The 22,704-nt window shown below is 35.4% G+C and carries 22 protein-coding genes; 2 read left to right on the top strand and 20 right to left on the bottom strand.

The annotated features are described in order from the left end of the window. From KJS37_RS09245 to KJS37_RS09330, 18 genes are all read right to left on the bottom strand, one after another. Positions 1-621 (bottom strand): hypothetical protein, encoded by a 621-nt coding sequence (locus tag KJS37_RS09245; protein ID WP_213497041.1) that lies wholly within the window; start codon positions 619-621, stop codon positions 1-3. Positions 622-635: 14 nt separating this feature from the next. Beyond that, positions 636-2,609: a phage tail tip lysozyme gene (locus KJS37_RS09250; protein ID WP_213497043.1), complete on the bottom strand. Its 1,974-nt coding sequence runs from the start codon at positions 2,607-2,609 to the stop codon at positions 636-638. Positions 2,610-2,629: 20 nt separating this feature from the next. Beyond that, the gene (locus tag KJS37_RS09255; protein WP_373306144.1) at positions 2,630-5,017 is read right to left on the bottom strand and encodes a VirB4-like conjugal transfer ATPase, CD1110 family; all 2,388 of its coding nucleotides are present in this window, start codon (positions 5,015-5,017) and stop codon (positions 2,630-2,632) included. Beyond that, complete coding sequence (locus KJS37_RS09260) at positions 4,950-5,306, bottom strand: hypothetical protein (protein ID WP_107106070.1); 357 nt, start codon at positions 5,304-5,306, stop codon at positions 4,950-4,952. Before KJS37_RS09260 ends, KJS37_RS09255 begins: the two co-directional genes overlap by 68 nt. Before the next feature lies 1 nt (position 5,307). Continuing rightward, the gene (locus KJS37_RS09265; protein WP_081168677.1) at positions 5,308-6,144 is read right to left on the bottom strand and encodes a hypothetical protein; all 837 of its coding nucleotides are present in this window, start codon (positions 6,142-6,144) and stop codon (positions 5,308-5,310) included. A 25-nt stretch (positions 6,145-6,169) separates the two neighbouring features. Continuing rightward, the gene (locus KJS37_RS09270; protein ID WP_213497047.1) at positions 6,170-6,448 is read right to left on the bottom strand and encodes a hypothetical protein; all 279 of its coding nucleotides are present in this window, start codon (positions 6,446-6,448) and stop codon (positions 6,170-6,172) included. A 21-nt stretch (positions 6,449-6,469) separates the two neighbouring features. Next, a complete protein-coding gene (locus KJS37_RS09275) occupies positions 6,470-8,269 on the bottom strand; it encodes a VirD4-like conjugal transfer protein, CD1115 family (RefSeq protein WP_213497049.1) in 1,800 nt (599 codons plus the stop codon). Beyond that, positions 8,266-9,198, bottom strand: coding sequence for a hypothetical protein (locus KJS37_RS09280; RefSeq protein WP_213497051.1), 933 nt, complete (start codon positions 9,196-9,198; stop codon positions 8,266-8,268). Before KJS37_RS09280 ends, KJS37_RS09275 begins: the two co-directional genes overlap by 4 nt. 51 nt (positions 9,199-9,249) lie before the next feature. After that, entirely contained in the window at positions 9,250-10,155 is a 906-nt protein-coding gene (locus KJS37_RS09285) for a class C sortase (RefSeq protein ID WP_244851391.1), read from the bottom strand. Positions 10,156-10,226: 71 nt separating this feature from the next. Then, positions 10,227-11,726 carry a SpaH/EbpB family LPXTG-anchored major pilin gene (locus KJS37_RS09290; RefSeq protein WP_213497053.1) on the bottom strand — a complete coding sequence of 500 codons (1,500 nt, stop codon included), beginning with the start codon at positions 11,724-11,726 and terminating at the stop codon, positions 10,227-10,229. Positions 11,727-11,764: 38 nt separating this feature from the next. Then, positions 11,765-15,274: a KxYKxGKxW signal peptide domain-containing protein gene (locus KJS37_RS09295; RefSeq protein ID WP_213497118.1), complete on the bottom strand. Its 3,510-nt coding sequence runs from the start codon at positions 15,272-15,274 to the stop codon at positions 11,765-11,767. Between the two features lie 180 nt (positions 15,275-15,454). After that, complete coding sequence (locus KJS37_RS09300; RefSeq protein WP_213497055.1) at positions 15,455-17,134, bottom strand: glycosyltransferase family 39 protein; 1,680 nt, start codon at positions 17,132-17,134, stop codon at positions 15,455-15,457. Positions 17,135-17,236: 102 nt separating this feature from the next. After that, positions 17,237-17,626, bottom strand: a complete 390-nt coding sequence (locus KJS37_RS09305) for a hypothetical protein (RefSeq protein WP_213497057.1) — start codon at positions 17,624-17,626, stop codon at positions 17,237-17,239. A gap of 57 nt (positions 17,627-17,683) precedes the next feature. Continuing rightward, positions 17,684-18,157 carry a hypothetical protein gene (locus KJS37_RS09310; RefSeq protein ID WP_213497060.1) on the bottom strand — a complete coding sequence of 158 codons (474 nt, stop codon included), beginning with the start codon at positions 18,155-18,157 and terminating at the stop codon, positions 17,684-17,686. Continuing rightward, positions 18,157-18,522 (bottom strand): hypothetical protein, encoded by a 366-nt coding sequence (locus KJS37_RS09315; RefSeq protein ID WP_213497062.1) that lies wholly within the window; start codon positions 18,520-18,522, stop codon positions 18,157-18,159. The genes KJS37_RS09310 and KJS37_RS09315 overlap by 1 nt, the downstream gene beginning before the upstream one ends. A 241-nt stretch (positions 18,523-18,763) precedes the next feature. Beyond that, on the bottom strand, positions 18,764-19,063 hold the full coding sequence (locus tag KJS37_RS09320) for a hypothetical protein (RefSeq protein ID WP_244851393.1): 300 nt from the start codon (positions 19,061-19,063) through the stop codon (positions 18,764-18,766). A gap of 55 nt (positions 19,064-19,118) precedes the next feature. Next, positions 19,119-19,355 (bottom strand): hypothetical protein, encoded by a 237-nt coding sequence (locus KJS37_RS09325; RefSeq protein ID WP_213497064.1) that lies wholly within the window; start codon positions 19,353-19,355, stop codon positions 19,119-19,121. A 93-nt stretch (positions 19,356-19,448) separates the two neighbouring features. Continuing rightward, entirely contained in the window at positions 19,449-19,958 is a 510-nt protein-coding gene (locus KJS37_RS09330; protein WP_213497066.1) for a hypothetical protein, read from the bottom strand. Between the two features lie 77 nt (positions 19,959-20,035). Between KJS37_RS09330 and KJS37_RS09335 the strand changes: the two genes are divergently transcribed. Next, positions 20,036-20,227 (top strand): hypothetical protein, encoded by a 192-nt coding sequence (locus tag KJS37_RS09335; protein ID WP_213497068.1) that lies wholly within the window; start codon positions 20,036-20,038, stop codon positions 20,225-20,227. Positions 20,228-20,617: 390 nt separating this feature from the next. On the opposite strand, the gene KJS37_RS09340 is transcribed toward KJS37_RS09335, so the two are convergent. Then, positions 20,618-20,935 carry a hypothetical protein gene (locus KJS37_RS09340; RefSeq protein WP_213497070.1) on the bottom strand — a complete coding sequence of 106 codons (318 nt, stop codon included), beginning with the start codon at positions 20,933-20,935 and terminating at the stop codon, positions 20,618-20,620. A gap of 99 nt (positions 20,936-21,034) precedes the next feature. Then, complete coding sequence (locus tag KJS37_RS09345) at positions 21,035-21,295, bottom strand: hypothetical protein (protein ID WP_213497073.1); 261 nt, start codon at positions 21,293-21,295, stop codon at positions 21,035-21,037. Positions 21,296-21,950: 655 nt separating this feature from the next. Between KJS37_RS09345 and KJS37_RS09350 the strand changes: the two genes are divergently transcribed. Then, positions 21,951-22,682, top strand: coding sequence for a LexA family transcriptional regulator (locus KJS37_RS09350; RefSeq protein WP_107106050.1), 732 nt, complete (start codon positions 21,951-21,953; stop codon positions 22,680-22,682). Positions 22,683-22,704 lie beyond the last annotated feature (22 nt).

Below are 22,704 nucleotides of genomic sequence, written 5' to 3' on the forward strand. Positions count from 1 at the left end.
TTAATTCATTTCATTTGTTTCCTGTGCTGCACGATATGTAATAGCACTCACGAGGTAATGATTACCCTCTTTGATGAAAGATAACTTCAGCTCTTGGTTATTTGGCATTGTAAAGCTTTTAGGGCTAGGGTCTGAAACCGTTGGCTTTTGTTGCAAATTGTCATTTGTAAAGTTGACCTGGCAAATTGCACTTTCGTCTTTTTCATCAATGTAAATCTTCGCATTATCGAATTTTTGATTTACGATAAGCTCTTTTTGTGCCTGGTTCACAGGCTTTTCTTCCTGTGCGACAACAGCATCAAATAAGTCTATGGTCATATAAGGCCTGTATTGATTTCGGTTATCTCCTAAATACTGATAGGTTAAGTATTTTTTGAGAAATGTTTCAATGTTCGCATTATCCAATTTTAAAAGACCCTGTGGATCTTCTTTATTTTTTTCTTCTTGTTTGTTTTCTTCATTTTTTTGATTACTTGAAGATTGAGAAGTCGTTGGTTTAGCTTCAGTTTTACTTTTAGGACTACTCAAGCTACTAAAGAACATGACCATCCCAAAAATAAGAAGGGCTACTCCCCCTACTAAGCCTGTAATTAATAGGCTTGCTTTAGTTTTATTTACCATTTGTACCTTTCTTTTTACAATTTAAAGTCAATGAAGTTCACTCCTGCAGGTGAAGAAATGACACGATAAGTAATCTTATATAAGCCACCGTTCATATTCATTTCTGATACCAGGAAGCTACCGTCAGAGTTGACATACTCCACAAAAGCAACGTGCCCATAAGGTGCTGCAGCACCTGCAACTCCTGCAGGGAATGAAGCTGCATATCCTGCTTTTGGTGTACTTGTCGTGTTATAACCTTGAGCCGAAGCACTTGCACCCCACTGTCCACCATTTCCTAGATATGCAGGGATTGTTTTTCCTAATTGATAGAACCTGTTGTACACGTACCATGTACATTGTCCTGCCGCATAAGCATTCCCTGGATAACCTGAGGTAGAACACTGGCTTGAGGGATTAGGGAATTTGAGTTTTCCGACATACTCTGGGGGAATATTTGCACTTGAAGAACCTGAACCACCTCCATTTTTGAAATAGTTAAACCATTTTCGAGATTGCTCTTTACGTTGAGCCATTTTGTCGCCATTGTTTCTTTCCCAAAGTGTTGCGACCTGATCCGCTAGAGCTTCTACGGATTGGTCTGACTCTACAATAGCCTTAAAGAGCGCCCTGTCATAGGGAGTATCGGCAGACATCGCAAAATTTATTTGAAGAGGTAGGCTGTACCACTTCTTTTTCTGACTTTTTGCATAGTCACGTAGCATTGTATTTCTTGTTGAGCCATCTGAAGTATCTGTCCATTGGCCTAAACCAAGTCCTCGATGGAGAATATTGGGGAAACCACCATTATAAATATCAGGGCCACCCATTGTTAACCACTTCTCACTGTCCCACGCAGGGTCTTTGTCGTCCTTCGCTCCAACTGGTGGTGCTAAATAGTCACCTTCAGCACGCTTCGGATTAATACTACTCTCTACATCCCAATTTCCTAGAAAAGCTGAGATACCTTGTGTAGTTGCATTTGGGTCAACTTTCTTGATTTCGTTGTAAACCGTTTGTGCACGTTCTGCGATAGATGAGTCAGGATTGAACTCTTCAGCTTGTTTTGCTGCTTGAGATGAAGAATTAGCTAATCCACCAATGAAGAAAATTAGCATCATGATGAAAATAACCGCAAGTCCAATCCAACCCCCAACCACACTAAACTTTAAGGCTAATACCTTTGGAGAAAAAGCTTGACTTAGGAGTTCTTTAATATAAGTTGAACTCCACTTGCTTACCGCCTTAGTGCCATTCTGAGCGACACTTGCACTCGCCGTTGAACTCTTGGTACTTGCCACATTTTGAGCCTTCTTGGTATTTAAAAAAAACTTCTCTTTACGGAAGTTTTTCTTAAAAGTTTGCCCAAAGGACTTGATAAGATTATCGTTCCTATTATCAAGAATTTTTTTTCCTTGATTTACAATAGTCTTTGATTTTTGAACGGCTTCACTTCCCTTATCAGTCCACTCTGTCTGCTCATTATGCTCGCCTAATTCTCCTTTTGAACCAGAAAGAGAAGTGAAGACGTTCTTTTTAGAGCGATTTAAACTCTGCTTCTTTAAAAGTTCTTTTCTTGAAGTAGCACTTAAAAACCGTTGATGAGGGTTTTTGGTTAACTTAATTTTTTCCTTGCTTGATTTTATTTTATTATCAATTGAGGAAGTATTATCCTGAGTCTTGCGCACAGACCCTTCTCTGCTTTTCTTAACCTCTTCAGTTGAAGAACTCTTCTCTAAATTTGTAGAAGAATTTAGCTTATTTTTTTTGATACTTCCTGTTGATTTTGAAGAGTTCGAGGATGTTTTATCAGATTGACTTATTTTTTTTGCTCTCGAATTAACTTTCGAAACTTTTTTTAGTACTTCTTTTTTATCAGAAACTGCACTGACTTTATCCTGGTACTTGTTTCTAGAAATTGGTGACTCCTTAACATGTACTGATTTTTTTACTACTTCATGGCTCTTCTCCTTAGAACTGTAGTAATCAACTTTATTGTCCTTGCTCATTCATCACCTCTCTTTCTATTTTATTTGTTTTTTGCATCGGTATTGACCAAGTCAAACAGTAGAGTGCCTTCATTAATTGGATTATTGAAAGGCACTTTTGTATCCCCTGCAATTACAAGACCTGAACCTTTTTCATCTTTTTTCAAATACTGATAAAGTTCTTTCGTTAACTCAAACCTGTCAACAATAGTCTTAAAGGCTCTACCACTTTGACGTAAGATGACGAAGAACTCTGAGTTAAAGAACATTGACTCTCCTTCTTCTGTATCTAAAATCAAGTTGATATTTTGTGAGATACCAGTTACTGTTGCCCCATATTTACGCAAACGAGCCCACATATCCGCAAACTTCTCACGAAGAATAGGAGGCGATGTTCTTGCGACAACAGTTTGCAATTCATCACCGTATACCCAGATTTTAACTCCACGCTTTTTGGCATCAATAACTCGGTTTTGAATTTGGTCGATTACGGCCATAAAACCAAACTTTTTCATTTTGTTTTTAAGTTGGCTTACATCGTAAATGACCATACGGTTATTCAAGTTAACATTCGTTTTATGAGCAAAAATATCGTAACTTCCTGTGACATATTTTGCTAGTGTAGAATGTAGTGATTGGCTATCCATAAGCCGTATTGGATCAATATCTGTTGTAGCTTGGTAACACTCAACTGTATCCCCTAGGACATTGTACCAATCTGTAAGTGTAGGTTTCTCCACTCTCTCAAACGTTTCTACAGTAACCTCGTCCACAATCGTTTCTTGAATTTCTGTAAGACCATCACGCAATAAATTTGAAAACATTGCGGTAAGGAAGTCAGATTTCAATGCAACTGGGTCGTCTTCATCAACCAAGGCATCCTTATGCTCAGGGAGTTCCACAATATTAATATTGGTCTTAGATTTAGGAGATATTTTGACAACTTGTGCGCCTAATTTTTCTCCTAAGCCAACATACTCACCTTCAGGGTCAATAATGATGAACTCATCATAGGCATTTTCTAAATAATCTGAAGCAATGATGAACTTACTTGTCACAGATTTACCAGACCCAGATTTACCAACAATCCAACCATTAGTATTTTGAAGTGTTCGCCCACGGCGATCGATGGAAATGATGTTCTTAGACAACAGGTTGATACCAAAGTATTTCCCAGTGGGGTGTTGTAGCTCTACAGATGTCCAAGGAATATTAATCGCAATATTTGGTGTAATCAATCCACGTGTAAATCCTTTAATCGGCTCTAAGTAATTTACACCAAGTGGAAGAGTAGAAATATACCCTTGTTCTTGAAGATATGTTAGAGGTTCAAAAACCACACTATGCTTTTCTTGAACATCAATCACTTTGTTCCAGGCATCAATAAGTTCATCTTCAGTTTTTGCATGAATATGTAAGATAAGACTTGCATCATAGATTTTAGAACTTGTACGCTTCATATAATCTTCTTGCTCTGAAAGGTCATCCCATGCTTCAGATAAACCAGGAGAGACCATATTCTGAGAATATCCTTCTGCAGAAGCTCGCTTTTGTTGTGGCAACAATGCTGTACCCACCGCAGTTTTTTGATTGTAGATACGTTTTCTACTATCCGCAAAGGTATTTGGCGAAGCATGAATAGTAAATGTTCCCTCTAGTCCTGCTTCACAGACATCCTTGAGAAATTCATCCGATAATTCATAAGGAAATTCACGAATAAAGAAGGTTTTTCCTACTCGTCCATCGATAAGAGATGAGGACTTTTTGAAAATCATACTTTGTGGGGAAATCCAATTTTTTACATCTTCGCTCTTACCAGGGAAAGATTTTAACTCTTTAGCATCTGGTCTGAGATGATTATTCAAAAGATTAAAGCGCTCAAGAGCGCTTAGCTCACGTAATGAAACATCTATTTTACCAAGTTCAGTAGACATAGTAGCCTGTGCTGTATCAAGTTTTAATATACCTCTTGCACGGTCTGTATTCTTTGTCGCAATAGTAATATAACGAGAAAGTGCATAGTTGTTCTTCCCATCATCATATTTTTCTTCGATCAGACTATTTATATCTTCACGAATTTCATCTCCTACAGCTCCAACTAAAGGGTATTTATTTTTGGATAAAAACTTTTCTTTACTTACTTTTTCAAAATCCATGGACAGTTGAAAATGTTCTGTTTTAGATAGGGCATTGATTGCATCAAAGTAGCTTGTGAACATATTTAGCTTTTCATCATGAGAAGCTGTAATATAGTTAGCACTTCCTAAATCATAAGTTTTAGAATATAAGTCATTTCCAAAACTCATGACTCCATTTTTTTCGAGAACATCAAAACCTAAGGATTTTTGAGTAGATAAAATTTTATTTTTCTTCTTTTGCTTTTTTAAATCTGAATTTTTTTGTTTTTTGTTTTTTAACTTTGACGACATCTTCTTCCTCACTTTCTAATACAAATTTTCTTTTATTTTCTGACACAGAGTAGCGCATAGCTAAATAAAAGAATCGCCACATTGGAATCCCTTTAATTTCTCCAAATGTAAAAAAGCCAACGAGAAATACGCCGACTATTGTAAAAGTTTGAAGCGGTAAAAATGGAATATTCAACTCCATTAGACCATAAGCAGAAGCACCTACAATCCCACCAATACCTATAAGAGCAATGATAAGTTTTGTTGTTTTTCCTGTTTTTGAACCGTCTTTATAAATTCTTGTTTCCATACTATACTCCTACACCAAATAATTTTTTAGATATACTCAATGTTTGCCAAATAACAACAATATAAGCAATGGCATAAACAAGGCTACCAAATGCACCACCCCAAGCACTTAAACCGCTTATTGATGATAATGAGCCACTTATATCAATCGTTGGTCTTGCAAAGAAACTAAAGAGTTTCATAACCGCTAAAATTACTATAGTTTGGAAAGCATAAGCAAAGCCAGTTTTTATATAGCTAATCCCAATGTTTTCATACTCTTTAGAAGCGATACTTGCCATAGGAATTGGCGAAAGAAAAGCTAGAAGATAGAGTTGGAAAAAGCGAATATAGATGATGATATAGACAGAAGCAATTGCAATGAGTTGTGCAACCAAGCAAAATACATACATTATCAATCCTGTGACAGCCTTCGAAAGAAGTGCTCCTGGATTGGTAAGCATACCAAATATTTCGCCTAAGAAAGAGAGAGGGTCTTTTGGAAACTCGATTTTAGGGATCAAGCTGTTCATGATACTCTCATTTACCGTTCCCCCATGTTGATTGAAAAGATTTACCCCTCCTGTTGAGATTTGTAAGATAAAGACAAATATCATCACACCCATTGAAGCAAGTGCCATTGAAACTAGCCACCTTACAAAACTAAAGGTAACATCCTTTAAAACTATAGGTTCTCCTGCCTGTGACTTTGGCACAACTGTATTTATGACATTCATCATAAAAAAGAAAAGCCCTATATAAAAGGCAATTGGAAGCATAACTTTAGTTGAAGTAGTAAATATCCAATTAAAGGCTTCAGGATTATAGTCAGTTAAATTTTGTGAAAAGCTAGAGAACATATATCCCTCCTTTCTCTATTTCACTTTACGCTCCAGGGGGAGTAGTGATCGCAGCCGCAATACCAAAACCAATACCGACAAGAATTAAACCACCGACAAGCATAAAGATTGGCGAACGACGAGCTGCAGGACCATCATCCCAGCTGAAGAAGAGCATCGCAAGCCCAATTAAGGCAAGAATGACACCTGCTGTACCAAAGCCCCATTTGACATTATCTTGGGTTGCTTTTACGGCACTTGCAGCAGTTGGTGCTGAAGCGAGCATTGTTACTTTTGTAGTTGCAGTTGTAATTAAGTTGTTCATTTTATTTCTCCATTTTCTTTTTTAGTTACTAATTTCAGTAACGACTAACATTTCATTTTCAGGATTTTGGGCAACACTGGCCTCAATTTCCTCTAGTTCCGTTGAATATCTTTGATATTCATACCAGTTTTCAGTTCCTGGCTTGTCACCCCATTCTTTAGCACGTGGGTGTTTACGTGCATTATATTTTTTAACTTTAACGACTGGCATACCAGATATTTTTACTAAAGCATTAAGTCTTCTTAACTGTTCAACTTCATCTTTCATATATACCTTTCGACCAGTACCATCTGTATTTTTAGAGCCACTTTGTGAACCCCCAAATGATTGTCCCTCACTTGTTTTCCCAATTGTTTGGTCACCTGAACGTTCACTAAAAGTTTCACTCGTTAATTTAGTTGTAGAACCGCTAAGGTAAATAAGAGATTCACAAGCACCAAGAATTTCCTCCCAAGTATCTTTGTAAATACGCTTCAGTTGGTCGAAATTTTGTGCAGTAAATTCAAAGCCTACTCCACGGCCACGGAAGATTGCAATAGCTTTTAAGATATTAGGTATTTTTCCAATACTTGGAAATTCTTCCATTATCATCCGAACTGGAAGTGGTAGTCGTCCTCCGTGTTCATAATCAGCGACATCTTCTAAAATTTGGAAAGAAAGCATAAAGAAAAGACTCGCTAAGAAATTATATGTGCCATTCAAATCAGAAAGGACAATAAATATAGCTGTCTTTTTTAATCCCACTTTATCCAACTCCATCGTATCTCTGCTTGTAAGACTTTTTACACTCTTCAAGTTAAACATTCTAAAACGTGCAGAGGGCATAGAAATTACAGAAGCACGAGTATCACCTTTATAGTTTTTAAAGAGTTGGAAAGTCAATACAGCAGGGTTATCTGAACCATAGTATTCTTCGAAATCATCAAACATAATTTCTACCGGACTTTTTACATCTTCATCTTCTGTGTCAAGGTAACGTACTAGCTCTGCAATATCCGCTAAACAAGGCATTTCTCCTGAACCTGGTTTCCCATTGTAGCCTTTGTAACAGTAATACAAATATGAGAACAAAGCGGACAAGAGAAGCTTTTCTGAATTATCCCAGAATGGTTCTCCTTGTTTTTCTAGCTCCCCATTTGATGCATTAATGATTACTTCAATGACATCTTCCAACATCTCTTCCGTATGAATATACGCAAATGGATTAAATTGATCAGTATTTTGCAGTGTTTTTAAATCTAGCACTTTCACATCATAACCATTATCCTCAAGCATCTTAGCCGTTGTATTTCTAAGTTCCCCTTTAGGGTCTGTAATAATGTATGAAGCATTCATTTGAGCAATATTAGGGATATTGTAACTCGATGATTTCCAAGAACCTGGACCTCCTACTAGGAATACATTTTTATTCCTCTGAAGCTCTACATCTTTATAGTTGTTATAAATGCTAAGTAAAGCATCTTGTCCTAAGATAATATTTTTGTTGAAATCTTTGTCTGCAAATGGCTTAATATCTTCTAGTGTTCCTTCTTTTGAAGAACCAAATTCTTCTCCTCGACGATAGGTTCGTGTATCTTTCGAAGCAATAAGCAACAAGATAAAACCAAGAAAGATTGCTGAAGCAATTAAAGGAGCTATATCCAAACTAATTGAAAATGGGTTAGCCTTTAATGTTGGCAAGAAATTCTCTTTAAAGTTTGGAAGTCTATCATCGTAAAGTTGACCAGGTGTTTTAGAAAAAATATCAACTGCTCGATTAAGAAGATAAGCAACAAATAGAGCAATAAGGGTCAGGGGCAAATATTTCCTTAATTTTTTCATCGTCCTCTCCCTCGCACAATATCCTTGGTCGTCTCTTTGGCTTTATTTTTAGTTTTCTCCATTGCTTTTTCTTTTGCCATTTTTTGATGTTGAGCTTTGGCTTTTTCAAAACGCTCTTTTAAGAGGGGAACATTTTGTTTTACTCGATCAGGATTTTTTTCAAGTGCAAAAAAAGCTTCTTTGATTGAAGCCTTTTGTTGTTCTAAATTATCCTTTTTAAGCAATAAAGCTATTTTCGTCATACCATTTTCTTCATAAAACGTAGCTTTAAGGTCATATTCGCTCAAAAACTCCTTAAGTTTAATGATACTTACTTCTTTATCTAATGCCAATCCCATATCCATTTTTTCTCGTGGGATATTATCAAAGCCTTCCATCTCAAGTCGATGTTCGGTTGTACCTTGATAAATAGTCGTATCACGATAAAAAGTGTCAGGGTCAACATCATCTGTTGGAGAAAATCCTAATTGCTTTTGATTGTAAGCTGCTTGACGGACTTGCTCTTTAGGACTTTTCTTCAAGATTTCTTCTAAAGATTTTTCAATCACAGCCTTAACACGTGGAGTATCTTTGGTAAAGTAAACAATTTCCTTACCACCATCTAAAGAAGACGTTCGAATGCAATATTGAAGCTTTTCATTATTTAGATAGTCCTTCAACTTACTAATATCAATATTTTCATCTAAAGCATGATAGTCAATACTACGGCCAGACTCTAGCATAAAGTCGTAACTTTTCTCTCCTGGTCTTTTGAACTCTTCTTGAAATTCTTTTCGTGCCTTCTCATCTTCTTCACGACTTTTAAGTTGTTCTTCTCGACTTTTATTCTCAACATAGTTATGATAAAAACGTAAAGCTTCCCTCACACCTCTAATAGTGTTTCTACCTAGTTCTTTTTGGCTTCGCCAAACTTCAGTTTGTTCATCCACTAAATTCCTTTCTATCCTACCCTCCCACCCACTGCTCATGCAGTATTTATACTATCCTTGTTGCTTAAAGCGACCAATTACAGCACTAAGAATTTTGTAAATTGTAAATGATCCAATCAAAAATACAAGAACTCCAAATATAATCATCCGATAAGTTTGATAGTCTTTAATAGATTTTTGACTCTTCCTTGCTTCGTCCTCATTGTATGGAACACGTACCCCTGTGACAAGTAAGCGGTGCGTATTGACCATGTAAGGGGTACAAGTGACTAAAGTGACCTGATCAAGATTATCTTCTATCGTTAAATCATCAATATTATCTGGCAATACTTTTTTAAAACTTTTGATACGGTAAGCTAATTTTTTACCTGAGACATTGATATAGAACATATCGCCTTTTTGAAGTTTCTCCAAATCAGTAAATATCTTCTTATCAGGTAAGCCACTGTGTCCTGTAAGTACGGCGTGTGTTCCTTTTCCTCCAATAGGAAAGGACGTCCCCTGAAGGAGTGTCACTCCCTTATCCAATAGCATCGTGTTGGTTGTATCAAATACAGGTTGACTCACCTTTATCTTTGGAATAAAAACCGCCCCAATCATATGATCCTTAAAGTATTTTTGCCCAGGGTCTTGTATATCTTTCGTTGCTTCATCAAAAGGGTCTTTCACAAGACCCATGCCAGGGATATTGGTTAACTTATTGTTCTCAATAAGTTTTTTATTATCCTCTTGCATTTTCTTTAAGCGTTCTTCTTTTTGGTGCTTATTCAACTCAGAATAATCTTTTTGGTACTTTTCAATAGTCAACTGGTCATGAATATCATTTACAGCATCCGCTAAAAACGGATAGGAAAAGGTGATTAAACCAGACAAAAAGAGAACCAACATGATACCCTTAAAAAGTAAGTTGCCCTTATTATTTTTAGGCTTTTTATTTTGCTTTTTTTGTTTCTTCATTCAAACTTCCTATTTTTACTGTAAATATGCGTAGAAACAAAAATAAGACCAGAATGACCGAGCCTTATTTTTTATGCTTTTTTACTATGCTTTTTGAACAAGACTGCAGCCACAGCCATAAGTCCAAGTCCAATAATCAAGAAGACCCCTGAACCTTTACTACCTGTTGAAGGAAGAAGGCCTTTTGGCGTATTTTTAACATCTAAAGTTGAAGTCCCATATTTACCATGTTCAACTGTGAATGTGATTGTACCGTCTTTCAATAGCACATAGTGAGAAGAGGGTGCTTTCACTTCGTTTAAAACATAATCGCCATTGACTAATCCAATAACCTTCATAGAGCCTTTGTCGTCCGAAATCATGCGACTTGCGGCATCTTTACTGTCTACCCAAGCTTCAAAGACGTATTCGCCTTTGGAGTTCTTTTGAGAAGCAAATTGTGCAAAATGTTGTTGTGTTTTATCTGAGATGACAAATTCTGCACCAGCAAGTGTTTTTCCAGTTTGAGCATCTTTTTTAATGAATTTATAGCCACCTGTACCTACTGGCATTGGAGGAGTAATTTCTTGTTCCGGTGCATCGTTGATTTGAACACTGGCTTTATTGTTTTGAAGTTCATCAGGATTTACTTCTGCAGTCAATTGCATATCGTAATTGAGAACCAATGCTTGACCGGCTAAAGCTTTTACTTTATCGCTTGTCAACTTCAAGTCGACTGTGAAGCCACCATTTGCATAAGCAATCGTATAATCATCGCCCTCTTTGAGGTTTCCTACTTTGACTGTTTTGCCTTTAAGAGCTAAACCACTAGACGGTTTGTCATGAATTTTGAAGCTTGTGACCGCACTAGCATCCCCAATATTTGCAGGAATATTAACGGTCAACTTGTAATTTAAAATATCACCAGTGGTAACATTCGCAAAAGTTTGATCGCCTACTTTTACTTGGTCAAATGAACCCACATTCGTAAATTCTTTTTTATCTGTAGCTGTTTCATTTTTAGGATAAAGTTGAATATCTGTGTTGAGTTCATCTGTAAATTCTTGTTTGTCATCCATTTTATAAATAGGCATGGCCAAAACAATTGGCGCTGATTTCTTAGTAATCGTCACATCATTGGGTGTTTTTGTTTCTAAGAACAAGTAAACATTGTAACGATTTGAAGTATTCTTAATTCCTAAATTATTAAAGTGAGCTTGACCTTGACCACTTGTGACTTGGGAATTAATGACTTTTGCATAAGATGGAACACTTGTGGTTGCATCGGCTTGAATAGCTTCAGAGGCCGTCTTAGCATCGCTTCCTTTAGATAACTCATAGTATTTGTCCGTCACATCATAAACGGTAAATTCAGCGCCATTCAGTGGCTCTCCACCAAAGTCGGTCATTTCTTCCCCTGTGTTTTGCTTCATAGGAGGTGTTTGATCCGTCCAGACACGTTTATTAATGGTCACATTTGCCGTTTTATCGCTGATATTATCGGCCGCAAACACGCCTTTAATGGGTGTTGCTAAAACAGATAATCCAAGCATAGCCGCAACCATGAGTTGCTTTGTCCTATTTTTTTTCATTTTTTCTTATCTTCCTCAATCTTTCATCGTCACAATTTTTATTTGGCTGTAGAGTCTGAAGTGCCTTCGTTATCTTCTGACTTTTTGAAGCTTTTTCCACGCCAAACTGCGAACCCTGCGATACTCATCATGATTAAACCGAGTACTGTTAAAATTCCTCGTGATTGAGAACCTGTTAAAGGCAATGTTCCTTTTTGTTTTGGAGTAACCACCTTAGCATCAGAAGGGTTATCTTTAGGGTTGTCAGGAGTCTTCGGATTTACTGTCGTTTGGTTGGCATGATTGACAAATTCTGTACCGTCAGAAATGTTCTCATTCGCAATTGTATTGACCAGAATGACATAACGTGAGTCTGTAGAGCTTCCTACAAAGAAGAAATCAGTCGCAGCTTTAGGTGTCGCAGTCGCAACACGACCTTTAATTTGATAATCAAAGTGATCAGTAATCTCTTCACCTAGGGTACCGTCATTTTTGAGTACGTATGCTGTAAATGCGTCCTTAGAATTTGGATCAAATGAAAACTCTTTAGGCAGCGTATCGACAACTTGTGTCATAAGCCCTTGGTTACCAGGCGTACCTACAATAGCCCAAGTCACTTGTTCCCCATTCTTAATCTCCTTTTGAGCAACGAGAGTGTCGCCGTCTGTTATGATGGCATCTTTAAGGTAATCTGGCTTATACTTACTTTTAGAGCCCAAAGCTGCTTCATGCTTACCCTCTTGTTTGGTCACAACAAATTTGCGCAAGTTAGGATCAAGTTTTGGAAGAATATCAATGACAGTGTTTGAAGTTTGGCTTCCTTTACCCTTGTCGCCATCATCTGGGGTCTTGTCTGTCCACTCTGTACTTGCTGTATCAGGGAGCTTGATGGAGTCGTCTTTATCAAGATAATTCACTTCTTCTTGACCAGATGCACCTTTGGTTGTTACTCCTGTGAAGGTCATATAAAGTTTAAGCTCGTCACCTTGTGCACGTGTAAACTGCTCAGGATTTTTCACGTGGAAAAGAATAGTCACTTGCTCTTTTTTACCGTCTTTTTGTAATGTGCCTGCTTTAAACTCTTTTGAAACATCTTTACCTGCAGCATTTAAGAATTCTGTTGTACCTTCAACTTCTTTACCCTCAAAGTTGGTTACTTTCATGCTCTCATAGCGTTTAACCGTTTCCCACTTATCTTTAAGTGTGATTGTTTTATAGTCGGCATGGTTGGACAATTGGTGTGTGATACGTTCCTGCCATGACTTATCATGTTCAGGCAGGTTAAGAGGGTCTTTCGTCCAGTTCTTGCCATCAAAGGACTGCTCTTTCACAATACTTGGATCGCTATACTCAGGGTCAACATCAACTTCATTCGTATCTTTAGGGTCTTCATCATCTGGCGTTGGTACTTCAGAAGTGGCAACGTTGGTTGCTTTCATTTCACTGTCTTGTTTGGATTGGTCATCAATATTGAAGAGGACATCCCCAATAATCAAGCTGAAGCTGTTATTGTAGAAAGCATCTGATTGTACGTAAGAGGTGTCCAGTGTTGCGACAAGGTTTGCTTTACCGTCCTTATCCTCACGTGTGATTGTGGCTTTAATCTCTTTACCGTCTTTATCGACAACTTTCATCGTTGAAGTGCCTTCAGGAAGAACCACTTTTGAAAGATCGATGGAATCCTTTATGGCAGCCTTGGTGTAGATATAATCGTCTGCATTCGTGCTTGGAACATCAGGCATCACAATCTTAGAAGCAACTGGACGATCAGGCATTGTAATATCAGTTTGTGGGGTCTTATCTGGAATTGTTGCTTTTTTTGCTTGAGGGACAAGAGCAATTTCTTCTTCTGTTCCCCCAGATTTTTTATATTCTTGATAAGCTTTATCATAATCTGCCCAAAGTGCTTTATAATTAGCATACTTTTTAGCAAATAAAGCATAGTCATCATTATATTTCTTTACGACACTATCATAGTTTGAAGCATATTGTTTGTATGCATCAAGATAGTCTTGAACTTTTTGATTGTCTGAGTCCCACTGCCCTTGCTTATCTTTTACTGCAGCTTGATAATCAGCAATTAATTTTTCACAGTCTGTTTTCCATTGTGTCACAGCCTTTTGATAAGCAACATAGTTTGTAAATTCATTTCCTTTACCATCAATACCTTGGGTAATGGTGTAATTGAATTTTTTATCTGTGCTTAGAGATTGACCGTTAACATCTTTACCCTTTTCATCCGTAACTGTTTTAACAGGGTCTACATTATTTTTAACAGCGTCTAATGTAGGAGGAGCTGGAAGTTTTGGAACAGGAACGTCATAATTTCCAGGATTTGGGGCAATTGGCGCAACTGGAAGTTTTGGATCTGCAGGTGGTTGAGGTGCCGCAGGTGCTTGCGGTGGGAACATATTTGAGGTTGTTTGTCCGAACAATTCATGTCGGAAAGTAGCACGTGTAGTAGGATTGCTAGTCCAAAATTGGCGATATGTTTTATTTTTACCAATTAATTTATCAAGTGAAGGTACAACATTATTCAGACTAGAATCAACTAAGGATACATTATTAATAAATTGCATAGTAAAATGATTACCTGTCCAATAACTCGTAGATTGGGCGTATCCTGCTCCAAAATTGTCAATTTTTTTCCCTGTTGGACCAGTGAATCCTGAACCATCACCGATATTTTCAACGTTATCAGTATAGTTAGCATATAGCATCTGTTTCGAGGCATTATATGTTAAAGATTCATTTCCATCAGCTGTCTTTGGTAAATATAAATCAGAGGAATTCTTAGGCAACAAATCTGTTTTCATTGCTTGAGCAGCATCAATATCAAAGAATGTAGTTTGAGCAGTAATATCTACAATTTTACTATTGTCATTCGCCTTTACATACTGGTAATCAAGAATTGGAGCTGGGGTAGAAGAGTAAAATAAATGAATAGGATGATCAGATGTTAAAGTTTTACCATTTTTTGCAGTAACTGTTGTTACACCACCATCTTCAATAATAACTGTAGGACGGTTGTTTACCTTGTCAATTGAAGTCAGCGGGTTAATCGATGGCCCTAAATCCTTAACAGTTACAATTACCGAAACTAACTCACCATCATCATTCTTAGAAACGTTTGAAAGTAAAAATTTGTCGCCTTTTCTCATTTCATAAATTGTATGATCTGAACCCATCCAACTCATCCAGGTTGTATCAATATCTGATTTTGGAATAACTTTCTGTTGAGATAATGGTGTCAATTTAGTATCTTTTGTCCATTTAACGAAGCCGTACGAAGCCGAAACTGCTGCTTTTGTTTTTACGCTAGCAGGGACTGGAATATCATTATTTGTAAATGGAACATGATCTGTTTGCCCCACCTTTTGTTGAAGAGTGGTATCAGCATGAACTGCGTGTTGTACATCGTTAAAATTTGAAGAAATGAAAGTCGCCCCAGATACAGCGATTAACGTTACTCCTCCAAAAAGCCAAATTTTCCCTGACTTCCACATTTTAAAGTGACCACATTTTGCTTCGCCCAGAGCATTCTCTAGGCGATTTTTAAAATCTTGCATGAATAGTATTTCTCCTTTAATTCAAAATAAAAAAGACAATTAAGATTGCCTTTTGAGCGATAAGTTATAGTGTTACTCCTTTCTTTTTTATAATCTTGGCTTTATATTCTACATAGTTTACTGTCATTTCGGACAAGACTGTAGTAATCTTTTACGGAGTATAAAAAAAAGACGAGCTCATTAGCTTGTCCTTTTTTTCATAGATAGCAACTGATTAATTCCAATAGCAGAAAATGGAATTAATAAAGTAAAATACGCTAGTAGATATCTAGGTTGAGTTTCCCAAATAAATTCATGGAAGATAAATCCACCCATAAAGATTGTAAGAAGGAGCAAGTCCTCCAATGAAAAGTTCTTAAATTTTTTCACAATATAAATCAAAGCCCCCATTAATATTAGTATTATAAATGGTCTCTCTATTGATTTTAAGAAGAATTTATTATCTATACTCTTTATTGCAGATGAACTCTGAAATTTTTCTCTGTTATTAATATATTGTTTAGCTGATGTAGACTGGATACCTTGAATTTTAGCAATATTTTCAAAAGGTAAAGAAGTATAAATATCCTTTTGGGTCTCATAACTCTCCTTTAAAAGCTTCTCACTCCCAAAAGAAGCGTCACCCCAGGAAGCAACTTCTTTTTGAGCATAAAACTTTAAAGCTTCTTGGGGATGTTTTCCCATATCCAATATTCTATCCTTTATAAAATTTGAATAAATACTTTTTCGCGAATTTTTATCTTTTATAAAATCATGTTTAGTAGAATTTTTATTATCCTTTTTATATTCTGCAAAAGTCCAGCTCTCAAAATCATTAAACATTCCTGGTTTTTTAAATTTATATCCCTTCATAGAATGTTCATCTGCAATTGCCATTGCAATCCAAGAAATAGCAGGCTGAGCCTCTTCTTTTCTATAATCTGTGACTAAAATTGGTATTGAAAACTGAAAGACAATTTTAATAATAACCAAAATTATAATTGGCAGAAAAGATAAAAACGATTTATACGTGATTTTTCTATTTTTAATAATATATAAAGCAATATATATAAATATTCCAATTGCAAAAATAATTGAATTAGTTTTTAAAACATAGGCTAAACCTAAAAGAATTCCTGATAAAATTATCTTACCATTTTTAAGTTTTTCAGATTTCATAAACTCGATAAGAAAGTAAATGGACTGTAATGCAAGGAACAAGCTGATTAAATCATTATATAGATAAGTAGTCATAAATGAAAATGGAAGAGCAAAGAAAAGTAATTGTATACAAATCCTTTCAGACCTCTCATCACTTAACTTTAAAGTGAGTCTAGGTATAACATAAAACATCCCAATTACAGAAGCAATATTTACTCCATACATAATTGTCCATGCTTGTCTTCCTAAAATTTTAAATATAAACTGATACAACAATGCTAAACCCATGTTATTAGGATAGTAATTAGTATAAGGTACTGTTATCCAATTATCGATTGAAAAACCATTAATAACACTCCAGACATCAGAATAAGGAGGAGATGCAAAAGTTACAGTTACTAGTACACCAATAAGTAAAGTGAAACCTAAAAGGTACTGATGTAATTTTTTTGTTGGTATTTTTAAAATATTTATTATTTTATAAAGTAGAAATTGAACTCCAGTAAAAATTAAAGCTGTTATTAAAATAACAATTGGGTTATTTTTTATAAATATTGTAGGATTGGATGGATCAAATGTTAGAAAGAATTGAATAAGTAAAATGCTTACTAATGCTAACAAACCTAAACTTCCCATAAAAATACTAAAATACTTTAATGTACCTTTATTTTCATTATCATCCTCAACTGCTATTTTCTGAGTTAATCTCCTTGAATACACGAAAAACCTCTTTCCCTAAACTATTTCTATTTAAATTTATTTTGTCTTGATTAGATTCTTATAACTAGTTGTTTCTTTAAAAACTGAACTTTACTCTCGAGATTAATTTTTATTGTTGAAAGAGTTATTCATGAGTTGCTTAACAGAATCTATTTCCTCATCATTGACTGTCTTTTGAAGTATAAGTTCAAGTATTTTATATCGTTCTTCTTTTGTCGCATGGTTTCGAATAAATGACAGCGTTGAATTATAATATTTTGCTCGATTTAAACGTTCTTTTCTTCCTCGCTCAAATAATTCTTTTTCCGATAGTTCAGGAGCTTTAAGTGCTTCCTCAAGCTCTGGATGCGTCGCTCTTGCTCGATTTAAAGTTTCAAGTCCAATAGACAACTTTTTTGCGATAGCCGCAATTGATAAGCGTTCTGCACGCCAGCTTTTTATTTCCTCAAGATAAGGAGCAATATGTGTTTCATACTTTGATTTTCTTGGCATAGTTTTTTTACCTCACTCCAATTTTACCATATAAGAAAGGAGAAATAGGTGATGTCATCAATTGTTTTCAGATAAACCTTTACGATAGTCTTTGTAATATTGAGCATACCCTTTCATGATAGAACCTGCCATTTCTTGCGTATCTTCTGAGAGAACAACTTCTCGCCCTCTGGCTTGTGCTGTAAGCTCGCTTTCGACTGCTTCCTCATATTGGGATTGCTCGAACGCTTTAGGGCTTATACGGCTCATTTGAGCGCCATATTGGCTTCTTTCACAAATTACTTCGTCTTCCATTTTTATATATGCAATATTTTTCCATTCCTCACGGATTATTTTATCAACTGGCATTTTCATCTCTGGAAGATGTGTGTAGGTAGCCACCATTGTTCCTCTTGGAATTATTGTCTCAAAAGTAACTAAATCTTCAGGATTTCCTCCATGTACCGCTTGTGCTGAGTAAAATCTTAGTGCAAACCTTTTTGATTTATTTTCAATTAAAACTCTTAGTGCTTCATTTTTTTCAACATTCATTATATTTCTCCTTCTTTGAGAATTTCCATTACACTTTTGTTAATCTGACCTGGATCGTTGTAACCTTTTGTGACTTGATCGAGGACGTATGCTGCTTCTTGAGGAGATAAACGAGTTTTATTATCTTCTTGAACATCTTGAACCATTTCAACTGCTTCTTCTTTTTCTGCAACAACACTTTTGGAGTGTTTTACCACATCTCCTGAATATCTTGTTCCAGGGAACATGAAGATCCAAGCTAAAACATTAAATATCCCCTTACCTAACCAGTAGAGTAAAAACACTATTCCTCCAAAAAGGAAAGTACTCAACCATAAGACTAAAACGGTCACACCACCAACATCTACACCACTCTTCCTGTTCATAGTACACCTCATTATTTTTTCTTAAACAAAAATTAGCAAAGTCATATTATAAAGCAGCGAAAAAGCTGCCATAAAAATTTTTAAGATAATGTTTTGCTTATAAGTTATATGCGCAAAATCTATTGCTTCAAAAAACACAAGATTAGAAGTAAGCATTAAGATGACATCGCCTATTATAATTAATATGCTCAAATGATATCTCCCTCCTACAATTATATAATAGCATAAAGAGGTGACGTCGTCAACTCTTTAAGTTGCTTTTTTTATTTTTAGATAATAAAAATAAAAGAGAAGCAAAAGGAGCTATCATCAACAGCATAATATCAATTGCTCTTAATACGAATAAAACTAAATAAAAAAATACAGATATTATCAGATTGCTTTTTAAAAGATTTGAAAGAACACCTCTAAAATTATCAGAGAATAAAGCAAGTCCTATAAACCCTATTTGAGTGCTAACTCCAATAATGAACACCCTCTTTAGTATTTTAGAGTTCAAAGTCAATGTCCCCCAAATCGCAAAGGAAAAAGGGAGTTTCAATCACTTCTCTTATTTTATCTTTGATTTTTAGATAGAATTTCAACACTTGACCTCCTTAATCTGCTTGGAATTTTTTATAAAAGAGAGCTTCGCTCAAGGGGGTTGGCTTAAAATTCCCTTGTGCAAGAATTTTCTTCACATCTTCAAACTTGATTTTGGAATAAAGTAAGCCTGAATACGGATAGTCATTAAAACTACTGTACAACACTACATCATATATCGGACAATTGCTTGTTGCAAAGTGTTTTTTTACATCAATTAAGCCATGCTTGTTAGGTTTCTCATTTGTCATCACATTCTCTTTTCTTTTTTTATATAAAAAAGACCACTAAATTATAAGTGATCTTCTTGATTTTTTATTTTATTTTTACTTCACTAAATAACCTTATAGTTCTACGTCTTCCACTGAGTAAATAAACATAATAAATCCTCTATGGATACATCTAATAGCATAATTGCTCCCAAAACTCTCATTTGTTAAATTAATATTATTGAAATCACTAAAATCATACTTTTCTACATAAAGAGCGCTTCTTATGTAGAGTTTAAAAAGAATATCCAACTTTTCTTCATAATTTTTAGAAGTACTAAGTGTAAAAATATCACCCACTACAGCATTAAAAATTTCTAAATCAATTTTATTTGTTTTTTCTTCCGTAGAACTATGCAAAAGAACTTTAGCAAAAGACAGATGCTCTTCTATTTGTCTTTCAATTGCTTCGTCAATTATAGCGTTTTGATTGGATGATTTTTTCAATAAAGCTTTTATTTTATCAAAGTTTGATTGCTGCACTGGAATTTCTACTTCTTTCAGGGCTATTGGAAAGTATCTTTCCTCTACTTTTTTGTGAAATAAGAACTTATCTGTTATTTTACGAAGAAATGATTTATACATTAATAAAATTTCTTACTCCTATTCGTTACTTTTCCGCCACAAAATATTTTTGAGTTTTTTTGTTTTTGGTCGTCTTAATGACGTTAATAAAATTAATCGCAGAGTTTTTAGATGACCCCAAACTCAAAGGTACTTTTACAGCGTCGCCGACCTTTGTTGTAGCATACCCACGCCTTGCAGGCAGGAGGTTCCATTCCCCATCATTTACGGTAGACAGTCTTGGTAAAGTTTATCTTACCTCAGTCGGAAGGGTCTCACTTAAGTATTAACTTCCCTTTTTCTCTGTTATCTTCTCATTTTTGGGTAATGAGCCACCCATAGTGTAAATGATGTGTTATACAGGACAAGTCCTCACGTTCCAGACTATATAACACTCCCTTTAGTAGCTACGTTGATAGAGGGGCGGACAGGCCTTTTACTCTCCACTCAAGAGTCTACCCAATCCGAAAACTGGAGTTCTTACATCCAGCCCATGTATTCAATTGTAAAGGACAGTTACCGTACGCTTCAACAGTCTTGTGCTTCAGCTTTCACGCAGAGGGTATATTGAGAAATGAGGAATCGAACCTCAACTTCTTTTCAGAAGGTAACCCACTTCTCTATAAAATATTTATTTTGTAGGAGTGATATTATAATTTGTGACATTCACTTTGGTAAATTCAAACCAACCGTAATCTAATAGTTAAAAGTCCAAACATAATAAGATACATAACCAGAATTACAATTACTGCTAATAAAGAGGTGTAGGGAGATTTGGTATCTTTATTTTGACTACCATTTCTTTTGTCAGATTCTTCTTTAAGTATTCTTTTGGCTAATAATGAACCTTGGTGCTTTGGGCTACTTTTTACTAGGAGATAAGGGGAACAATAACTTTTCTGCTTCAATTCTGTTTGTGTTCCTGACACAACATTTGAAGATTTATCCGTCGATGGTTGGTATTTATTCCATTCTTTCAAGCCTTTATACGTTCTCATATGATTTATTAACTCCTCGTTTTATACGACTCGACTTTAATTGAGTTTCCATATAATTAAAGCAATAGTTGTAACCAGCGTTGATAATATCATTGATCACTATGCCTTTCCTGTAGAACGCAAATCAGATTTACGATGCACTCTTTCAGCAACTACTTTTCTATCTTTGTAGACTTTATGAATGAGTTTAAAATTTTTTCTGTTCTCAATTGACATTGGATATTTTTTTCCGTTTCGAGATACCAATACATAAGGATATATTAATTGTCCTTTTTCATCTCCAAACATTTCAATCGTTGATCCATTGAATTTTCTTAAATGCCTTGGCATTAAAACAAAATCTTTAGACTTTATATTCATCCTCAATTCCCCCTTTTGAATTAAACAATTTCCATAAAGCTCAGAATGCCTTATGAAATGAATATTGGATTTTAATTGCTTTGGCAGGAGTCGAACCTACTCTCTCTTCAAAAGGGTTTGCGTGGAGAGATATAAACCGCAAAAAGCTATTATACAAAGCAGTAAATGCAGCCACTTGCCTAAGCAGGCAGCAACCACATAAAGCGGACAAGAGGACTTGAACCTCTTTCACTCTAAATTCATATTCACCGTTTAAAATTTAGAATGCCTTATCCGCAAAAAAAGCGTTAAGAATTTAACGCTTGCATGACTTAGAGAAACCAAGCATGCAAAAACACAGCCGTTGATTTCCCTCTTAACAAATGGTATAATAGCAGTATCTTACATTGCTTATTTTTTCATTTGCAAGGTGCATCAAGGCACGTATTGACGTTATTTAATTTAGGTCTTTCACTTAAATTGTTCTTCAACACTTCAAATGAGAATTTAAGAGACAGACACCTTCATTCTTTAACTTTTGTTAAAAATGATAAAGGTGTTTTTTATATATTGTCATATTGTCAAATATATTGTCTTTTTTACCTATGGTTATATAATACCACTTTGAAAGTTGTATGTCAACATAGGAAGAACGATTTTTTTTGAAAGGAGTACTATGACTGTTTATTCTAGGCTAAAAGAGCTGAGAAAAAATGCTAAACTAAGCCAAAAGCAAGTAGCTGAAAAGTTAGGAATTCGATACCAAGTCTACCAACGGTGGGAAAATGGAAAAGTAGAAATCCGAGACAAAAAAGATTTAGACAGATTGGCTAAAATTTTTAATACTACAGTTGAATATATTACAGATACAGAAATTCTGCCCAAATATCAGCAATTAGATAATCACAGAAAAGAAATAGCAATAAATTTTGTGTCTAATCAGTTAGAAGAGCAGCAAAAGGAAACTAAAGTTATACATTTCCGTAATACATTGATTCCCTACCAGGTTGAAGAGGAACAAGCTTTATCTGCAGGAAATGGCGAAGGTTATACTTCTTCTCAAAATAAAGAAACTGTATATTGGGATCAAGACATTGCTTATGATAAAGCTGTTTGGATTAAGGGTGATTCTATGGAGCCTGATTTCCATTATGGAGAAGTTGCCTTGATTAAATATCAAAATTATCTTGATTTTCCTGGTCAGATATGTGCAGTTGATGATGTTGAACGTGGTCAAGCGTATATAAAATCAGTCAGAATTGAAGATAAGTATTTGGTGCTTCATTCTTTAAATGATTCTATTGATGGAGATGGAAATTTAATTTTTCCTGATAAATATATTCCCTTAAGTGAGAATCCTAGAATTATTGGGAAAGTTGTAGACCATTTTACTCCAATAGAAAAATAAAAAAATAGGAGCAAAAGCTCCT

The sequence above is a fragment of the Lactococcus formosensis genome, assembly GCF_018403745.1.
Taxonomy (GTDB): Bacteria; Bacillota; Bacilli; order Lactobacillales; family Streptococcaceae; genus Lactococcus; species Lactococcus formosensis.